The 8455-nt window shown below is 48.6% G+C and carries 7 protein-coding genes; 4 read left to right on the top strand and 3 right to left on the bottom strand.

What is annotated here, in order from left to right; all coding sequences use genetic code 11:
* The 4 genes from AB7E53_RS06370 to tyrS all read left to right on the top strand — a co-directional run.
* Positions 1 to 294 (top strand): ribonuclease P protein component (locus tag AB7E53_RS06370; protein ID WP_446774772.1); only part of this gene is annotated, 294 nt, incomplete at its 5' end.
* On the top strand, positions 291 to 512 hold the full coding sequence (gene yidD / locus AB7E53_RS06365; protein WP_068186567.1) for a membrane protein insertion efficiency factor YidD: 222 nt from the start codon (positions 291 to 293) through the stop codon (positions 510 to 512). The genes AB7E53_RS06370 and yidD, both read left to right, overlap by 4 nt.
* A 1-nt stretch (position 513) precedes the next feature.
* A complete protein-coding gene (locus AB7E53_RS06360; protein WP_446774770.1) occupies positions 514 to 1179 on the top strand; it encodes a TatD family hydrolase in 666 nt (221 codons plus the stop codon).
* Positions 1180 to 1233: 54 nt separating this feature from the next.
* The gene (gene tyrS, locus AB7E53_RS06355; protein ID WP_371689149.1) at positions 1234 to 2526 is read left to right on the top strand and encodes a tyrosine--tRNA ligase; all 1293 of its coding nucleotides are present in this window, start codon (positions 1234 to 1236) and stop codon (positions 2524 to 2526) included.
* A gap of 940 nt (positions 2527 to 3466) precedes the next feature.
* On the opposite strand, the gene AB7E53_RS06350 is transcribed toward tyrS, so the two are convergent.
* The 3 genes from AB7E53_RS06350 to bglX all read right to left on the bottom strand — a co-directional run bounded on the left by AB7E53_RS06350 (position 3467) and on the right by bglX (position 8422).
* A complete protein-coding gene (locus AB7E53_RS06350) occupies positions 3467 to 4279 on the bottom strand; it encodes a carboxylesterase family protein (protein ID WP_446774768.1) in 813 nt (270 codons plus the stop codon).
* Between the two features lie 18 nt (positions 4280 to 4297).
* Positions 4298 to 6034 (bottom strand): family 43 glycosylhydrolase, encoded by a 1737-nt coding sequence (locus AB7E53_RS06345; RefSeq protein ID WP_446774766.1) that lies wholly within the window; start codon positions 6032 to 6034, stop codon positions 4298 to 4300.
* Positions 6035 to 6142: 108 nt separating this feature from the next.
* The gene (bglX, locus tag AB7E53_RS06340; protein ID WP_446774764.1) at positions 6143 to 8422 is read right to left on the bottom strand and encodes a beta-glucosidase BglX; all 2280 of its coding nucleotides are present in this window, start codon (positions 8420 to 8422) and stop codon (positions 6143 to 6145) included.
* Positions 8423 to 8455 lie beyond the last annotated feature (33 nt).

The following is an 8455-nucleotide window of genomic DNA, read 5'->3' as shown; positions in this document are numbered from 1 at the left end:
TCTTTCCCCCTTCGGGTAGTATATCTTCCGGTAGAAGAAAAGGAACTCCCGTCGAGGGTAGCCATCATGGCCAGTGTACCCAAAAAGAAATTCAAACGGGCCAACAAGCGGAACCTTATTAAAAGGCTGATACGCGAAAGCTACCGGATACACAAGTACGACCTGATTGATCCGCTGCAAGAGAAAGGAACCAGCATGCTTGTTGCTTTCTTATATGTAGATAAGGAGATCCGCACCTTTGCCGAGATTGAAAAATCCATGATCAAGGCCCTGAAGGCCCTCAAAGATAAATGAAGAAATTCTTCACCTACATCCTGTTATTGCCGGTATATTTTTATAAGTATTTTATTTCACCCATGACTCCGGCTGCGTGCAGGTACACCCCTACCTGTTCGGAATATGCTGTGCAGGCCCTCAGAAAACACGGTCCCATCAAAGGACTCTATCTGGCTATAAAACGAATACTCCGCTGCAACCCCTGGGGAGGAAGCGGTTACGATCCGGTTCCCTGATATGCATTACGTAGATATACATACCCACCACACCCCTCACCAGGCATCCTCCGGTACAGACTCATACGCCTGTATCGTAAATCTGATTATCGCAACGGAAGGGCAGCAACTGCCAAACACTCCAAACGAAAACGGCATCTACTATTCGGCAGGCATACACCCGTGGTACATCAGTGACCCCGACCGGCAAATGGAGCTGCTGCGCCACACCTGCAACCTGCCGGGCATCGTGGCACTGGGTGAAGCCGGACTAGACACGCTTGCCTCCACGCCTTTCATCCTGCAGGAAAAAGTCTTCCGCCAGCAGATAGCCTTGTCTGAAGCGCTCTGCAAACCGCTGGTTATACACTGCGTAAAAGCCTGGCAACAGCTAATCACCATCAAAAAAGAGACGACTCCCCGCATGCCCTGGGTGATACACGGGTTCAGGGGTAACAAGCAATTGGCCGAACAGCTCATACATCAGGATTGCTGGCTCTCCTTCGGCGAAAAATTCAATCCAGAAGCCGTACGGGCAGCCTATCCGAACCGTATCCTGGCGGAAACGGACGAAAGCCTGCTCTCCATCCAAAAAATATACCAACAGCTTGCTGACACCTCCGGAATAGATGTACAGCTATTTTCCAACACATTAAGAGAGAATGTTCGCACGGTTTTTACTATTTGATTTAAAAATAAGTACTAACTTTGCCTCACTCAAATAATACAATAATTTAGTACGATGAATTTTGTTGAAGAATTAAGATGGAGAGGCATGATTCATGACATGATGCCCGGTACAGAAGAACAGTTACAAAAAGAGATGACCTCTGCTTACGTTGGTATCGATCCAACTGCAGATTCTTTACATATTGGACACCTGGTAGGCGTTATGATGTTAAAGCACCTGCAGCGTGCCGGTCACCGGCCCATCGCCTTGATAGGCGGCGCTACCGGAATGATTGGCGACCCATCCTTAAAATCGGCAGAGCGTAACTTATTGGACGAAGCCACCCTTCGTCATAACCAGGAAAGTATTAAAAACCAGCTGGCTAAGTTTCTGGATTTCGATTCGGACGCCCCTAATGCCGCCAAGCTGGTTAACAACTACGACTGGATGAAAGACTACTCATTCCTGAATTTCATTCGCGACATCGGTAAACACCTTACCGTAAACTATATGATGTCTAAAGACTCCGTAAAGAAACGCCTCAGCTCGGAATCAAACGTAGGAATGTCTTTTACAGAATTCTCGTATCAGCTGCTGCAGGGATACGACTTCCTGTACCTGTACCAGCACGAAGGATGCAGACTGCAGATGGGAGGCTCCGATCAATGGGGTAACATCACAACCGGAACAGAACTGATCCGCCGCAAGCAGGGAGGCGAAGCCTTCGCCCTTACCTGTCCGCTTATCACCAAAGCAGACGGTGGCAAGTTTGGTAAAACCGAATCGGGTAACGTGTGGCTGGACCGCCGCTATACCTCTCCCTATAAATTTTATCAATTCTGGCTTAACGTAAGCGATGCCGACGCAGCCAAATATATAAAGATCTTCACTGCCCTGAGCAAGGAAGAGATTGCCGACCTGGAAGCAGAACAGGCAGCCGCACCCCACCTGCGTCCGCTGCAGAAGCGTCTGGCCAAAGAGGTAACCATCATGGTACACTCTGAGGAAGACTACAATGCAGCCGTTGAGGCATCCAACATCCTGTTTGGCAATGCCACATCCGAAGCCCTCAAGAAGCTGGACGAAGACACCCTCTTGGCCGTATTCGAAGGGGTACCTCAATTTGAAGTATCCATGGACGAATTTGCTACAGGCATCAAAGCTGTAGATCTGTTTACAGAAAAAGCTGCCGTATTCCCCTCCAAAGGCGAAATGCGCAAGCTGGTTCAGAGCGGTGGTGTAAGTGTAAATAAGGAAAAGCTGGCAACGGCCGACGAGGTAGTAACCTCTGCATCGTTGCTGAACAACAAATACCTGCTTGTACAAAAGGGTAAGAAGAACTACTTCCTGCTCATTATAAAGTAAAATTTCGAGCAATAGATTTGCAAAGTTAAAAAATATGCTTACCTTTGCAACGCTTTACAATAAAGCATCGGATTGTCTCATGGTGTAACGGTAGCACTACAGTTTTTGGTTCTGTCTGTCGAGGTTCGAATCCTCGTGAGACAACAGAAAGGAAAAAAGGTTTGGAATGAAAATTTCAAACCTTTTTCTTTTATAATAAATACTTCATAAATGACGAGCTGCAGACATTATGGAAGCTCATAAATAATAAAATATCCAATTCATCTGCCAATTAAGTTTTAATCTCATGTTAAGAAAATCGTATTTCTTTAACACGTTCACATTCTCATGTTAACAAAAGCCGTTTTTATTAACATGAGAAAAATATGATGTTAAGTAAATCGTATTGAATAAATTTGAATTTCTTCCTTATTATTAAACACTTTTCCTTATATGTTTAACCGATTTGTAAACGAAGATTAATTTCTTTCCATACTAAATCGTATTCGTTGGACCATGGTCTACTTTTCGTTGGGCCTAGGTCAACATATCGTTGAACCATGGTTGAGATATCGTTGGACCATGGTCCAACGATTAGTTGTCTTAATTCAAAATTATTAATCCTCGTAGGGTTGGGGTTACTATCCTTAGGTGTTTGATACTAGCAGTTGTTAGTACCGGGATTGTTCCCGTAAGCTGATCTGGTAATAGTGCGGGGACTTTGGCTTCTATATGATTGTTTAGCAGAATAATGTAAAGAATAGAGCGTTTGTCGGACCAGGACTGATGGTATCGCGAAGACGCTTACCGGATGATAGATGAAAGAGAAAAAAATGATAGATGATTTGTGCATCTATCATTTTTTTATGGATTGATATACTGACTGTTAACCCTCAAAAATGAGGGATGACAGATGTTTTCGCGTTTAATTCGTGTTGGAACGGATTAACGCAATTACAGACTACTTTTTAACCTGTTTGAACATCCAGCTCAGGAAGTCGGGTTCTTTAAAGGCGGGTACCCAGCTTCCGTGGTTTACACCGGGGTATTCGGTATATTGCACTTCGGCTCCGATGGACTTCAGGGTTTTAAAGGCTTCCTGCGAGAACTTGGGTAGTACTACATCGTCGTCTGCTCCGTGGAAAAGACGGAACGGGGTTTTGCCTTTATATCTGGCCAGACGGTCGGTATTGACTGCTCCGCAGATAGGAACAGCTGCTGCAAAGAGGTTGGGGTAACGGCATACGAGGTCGAAGGTTCCCATTCCTCCCATAGAGAGTCCCGTTACATAGATGCGCTTGGTGTCTACCACCCCTTTGGCAATGTAACTGTCCAGCAGTTCTTTTACCGCTGCAAGGGGTTCGGTAATGGGGGCATTGGCCGGGAAGGTTCTGAACATGCGTTCCTGGGGTGTAACCGGACGTTTAATGGCTACCCAGTAGTTCTTGGTAGGTACGTCGGGCTGTTCGGGACATTGTGGCGCCAGCACAATGGCGGGATAGTCTGCCCGGTTCTGCAGATTGGTAAAGAGGTCCCATCCGTGTACCAGCTGTTTCTCGTTGTCGTTGCCACGCTCGCCCGCTCCGTGCAGGAACAGGATTACGGGATATTTCTGCTCCGGACAATAGTCTGCGGGCAGCAGCACCCGGTAGTTCAGCTTATAGCCGTTTTGAGTGGTAAACTGTTTTTTAAGGAAGCTCAGCTTGTCGCCGGCCGTGGCCTGAAGCGCACCCATCAGGCAGATACAGAAAGCAATGCATTTTAAAATTCTCATCGTATGTTTTATTTAAAGTTACTCAACTTTATGGGTTCCGCTCAGATCTGATATGCCATTCTCGCCAAAAGCTTCGATAGCGAAATAGTAGCTCTGATCTGTAGTGAGGCTTTTCAGCAACAGGGAGTTGTCTCCATATACCATCCACGAGCTGTACAGCTTGTCCGGAGCAATACCCCAACGGATGTTGTATCCCTGACAGTCTTTTTGAGCCTGCCAGGTTATCTGCGCATCGCGGCGGTCGGCCAACCGTTCAACCTTAAATCCCTTTACCGCTGACGGACGCTTACCTTCGCCCTTACCAAACACCCGAAGGTCTGAGATGGCCAGGTGCGGAGTGGGTATCTCTATGTTGCGGTAACGCACGTAACGCACCCTGACCGGGGCCTCCAGCTCTACATAGTCGTTGGGTGTATCCTTGTAACTTTTGCTACGGTTCACCAGGGTTACCCACTTGGAACCGTCTTCCGATCCCTCCACAACGTAACGGTGGCGCAAGGTAATATCTTTTCCGTACATATCCGATTGATAGTCGTGATAATTTACCTGTATGGCATATACCTTACCCGGACGTACCAGGTCTATCTGCAGCCATTGGGTGGAATCGTTGGAGGCTGCCATCCAGAAGCTTTTCACCCGTTCGTCTGTTGCCTTGCCGGCTTCGTGACCAGCCACCGCAGTGGAGGATTGAGCAGGTTTATTGTACGATAGCAGCATCCATCCGGTAAAGGTTCCGTGCTTACCCGGTTCGGCCGGGGCATAATGGGGATAATCTCCGTAGTTGGTGTTGCAATACATGAGTCCCTCATTGTCGAAATACAACGGATACATGCACAGGCGACGCTCCCAGTTAACGGTGGCCGAAAGCGACATGGATGCAAAGTGCCAGTAATGACCTCCGGGCCCTGTTACCGTACTTCCGTGTCCGGCTCCGTTCATGAAGCCTCCGGGTTTATAACTGATGGGATTATTAGGTGCATAACGGTAGGGACCAAGGGGATGGTCCGCCACATATACACCGTCTGCATAAACATTGAACTCGGTTCCGGGTGCGGCATACTGCATGTAGTACTTGCCGTTGTGCTTGGTGAGCCAGGGTCCTTCCATGTAACCTCCCAGAACGGTATCTGCATGGTTTTCGCCAAAGCGTTCCCAGCCGTGCTTTTGCATATCGAGATTGAAGAGGGGCACGGTTTCGCCGTCTACCAGAAAGCGACGGTTCTTGTCCAGCTTCTTACCCCGGATAGGATATACGTTGGACGATCCCCAAAACATATAGGCCTGATCGTCGTCGTCGATAAACAATGCCGGATCCTGCAAGTCGTGCAAGATGGCGGGCACAGCTTTCCAGTCACCCTTTTTGGGATTGTCTGTATATAGGATACTCATGGCTCCGGAGGGGTTGCCGGTAACATACAGTACAGAGTCTTTATAGTTGTGGGCTGCCGGAGCATTGCTTCCCTCGAAGTACCACTTCTCCGGTGTGATGAAATGCCAGTTGAGCAGGTCTGTAGAATGCCAGTAACCGTGCGAACGGGTAACGAACATATAATACTCTCCTCTGAACTCCACCACAGCAGGATCGGCTCCGGAGCGATAGGAAAGATTTTTGTCCGAATTGTAAATCATATAGGTATAGTCCACATTGAGCGGATTGCAGTAGGTACTGGCCCGCATATCCTGAGCGTCTGCCGGCAACGAACGAAGCAATCCAGCGGCAACGACTAACAACAAGGAAATAATGGTGTGTTTCATGTTCCAAATGTATTAATTATGAATAATATGTCAAAACAGCAGAGGGTGCTTTATGCACCCTCCAAACAAAATAAGATCTGATAACCTGAACAATCCGATTTTGCCTGATTACTTTGCCGTATAGACCAGAGAAGCCTGGTTTGTTTCGTCGGCTGCATCGGCAGCCACCCATAACTCGAAATTTCCCGGTTCGGCAGTGTACTTCAGGTCGATATCATAGAATGACAGCTCGGCTTCTGTAACAGTGAAACTTACCTTCTTACTTTCGCCGGCCTTGAGGGCTACCTTCGTAAATCCTTTCAGCTCTTTAACCGGACGGGTTACACTGGCAACCAAGTCGCGGATGTATAGCTGAACCACTGTTTCGCCATCTACCGTCCCCGTATTCTTCACTTCAGCGGTTACCGTTACCTTATCGCCTTTTCCCATGCTGCTTTTATCCATCTGCAGGTTGCTGATCTGGAATGTAGTGTAGCTCAGTCCGTATCCAAAAGGATACAACGGGGTGTTTGCCACATCCAGGTACGACGATTTGTAATCCATCTTGGGGTTGTCGGCCGGCAACGGACGTCCGGTATTTTTATGGTTGTAATAGATGGGAAGCTGACCTACATTGCGGGGGAACGACATGGTAAGGCGGCCCGAGGGGTTATAATCGCCGGCTATCACATCGGCCAGTCCGTGTCCGGACATGGTACCCAGATACCAGGCTTCCATAATGGCATCCAGATTGGCATCTTCCCACGAAAGATCAAGCGGACGACCATTCATCAGCACTACTCCCACCGGTTTTCCGGTTTTCTTAAGCTCTTTAAGCAATTCCTGCTGTGCTCCCGGCAAACGGATGTCCGAACGGCTTGCTGCTTCGCCGGACCAGTTGAAATCTTCACCCATAACAGCCAGCACCACATCGGCACGACGTGCCGTGGCAAGCGCTTCGGCAAACCCATCGCGGTTGTCGGTGGTAAGGTCGCAGCCCTGGGCGTAGACAAACTTAACATTGGTTCCCGCATATTTTTCGGTAAGGCCTTCGTACAGCGACACGCTTTGTTCGCGGTTACCCTTGCCTGCCCACTCGCCGTTCTGGTTTACTTTGTCCTTCACCATCGGTCCGATCAGGGCCACGGTAAGGGATTTATCTTTGGTGATGGGGAAAAAGCTTTTCTCATTCTTAAGCAGTACGATGGAACGGGCAGCTGTTTCGCGGGCCGCCTGCAGAAATTCCGGTTTCATGATGGTATTCTTCTCACGCTCTTTGTCCAGGTAACGATACGGATCGTCAAACAGACCGAGAATAAACTTCATCTCCAAGATACGGCGCACAGCATTGTTGATGGTCTCTTCAGACACTTTTCCCTCTTCAACTGATTGTTTCAAATACTTACTGAACACAGCTCCGGTCATATCCATATCGATACCGGCATTAGCAGCCAGTTCGCCGGCCTCTTTCTCGTCGGCGGCCACACCGTGGGGAACCAGTTCGTTGATACCGGTATAGTCGGTCACCACAAACCCTTTGAAGCCCCAGTCGTTACGAAGCAGATCGGTAAACAGGAACTTGCTTGCCGTACTAGGTACACCTCCTATTTCGTTGAAAGAGGCCATATAGGTTGCAACACCGGCCTCGTGAGCGGCTTTGTAGGGAGGCATATAATAATTCATCAATGTATTGAGCGAAAGCTCGGCATTGTTGTAATCGCGTCCAGATTCGGCAGCTCCATAAGCCGCAAAGTGCTTGCAGCATGCCAGCACCGTATGCAGGTCTTGAAGCGATTGCCAGTCTTTTCCACCCTGAAAACCCTCCACACGGGCTTTGGCAATAAGGCTGCCCAGGTAAGGATCTTCGCCGGCACCCTCCATCACTCGTCCCCAGCGGGCATCGCGGGCGATATCCACCATGGGTGCAAAAGTCCAGTGAATTCCTTCGGCCGAGGCCTCTTCGGCAGCGATGGCAGCCGATTTACGCATCAGCTCGAGGTCCCACGAGCTGGCTTCTGCCAGGGGCATGGGGAAGATAGTGCGGAAACCGTGAATTACATCGTATCCAAACAACACGGGAATCTTAAGGCGCGATTCGGCCAGAGCCATCTCCTGCAGTTTGCGTACTCCGTCTACGGTATAGGCGTTGAATATACTTCCTACCAATCCCTTACGCAGATACGGCTCGAAATCGTCTGCCATAATGGGTCCCGTTACATCCCAGTTGCATGAGAACTGGGCCATCTGACCAATTTTCTCTTCCAGCGTCATCAGGTTCAATACCGAATCCACACGCTGTTCGATGGTTTTGTCTCCACTATAGCTCTTCCATCCGCTTGCCGAAGGCTTACATCCTCCCAACGCCGCAAGCAGGGTCAAGCTGGTGATAACCGTTACAATCTTCTTCATTTCAATCTATTCTTTTATGCATTAAAGACTACG

The sequence above is a fragment of the Macellibacteroides sp. genome, assembly GCF_050251695.1.
In the GTDB taxonomy this organism is placed as follows: domain Bacteria; phylum Bacteroidota; class Bacteroidia; order Bacteroidales; family Tannerellaceae; genus Macellibacteroides; species Macellibacteroides fermentans.
The sequence above is the reverse complement of the archived record's forward strand: the minus strand, read 5'-3'. Positions and strand labels throughout refer to the sequence as shown.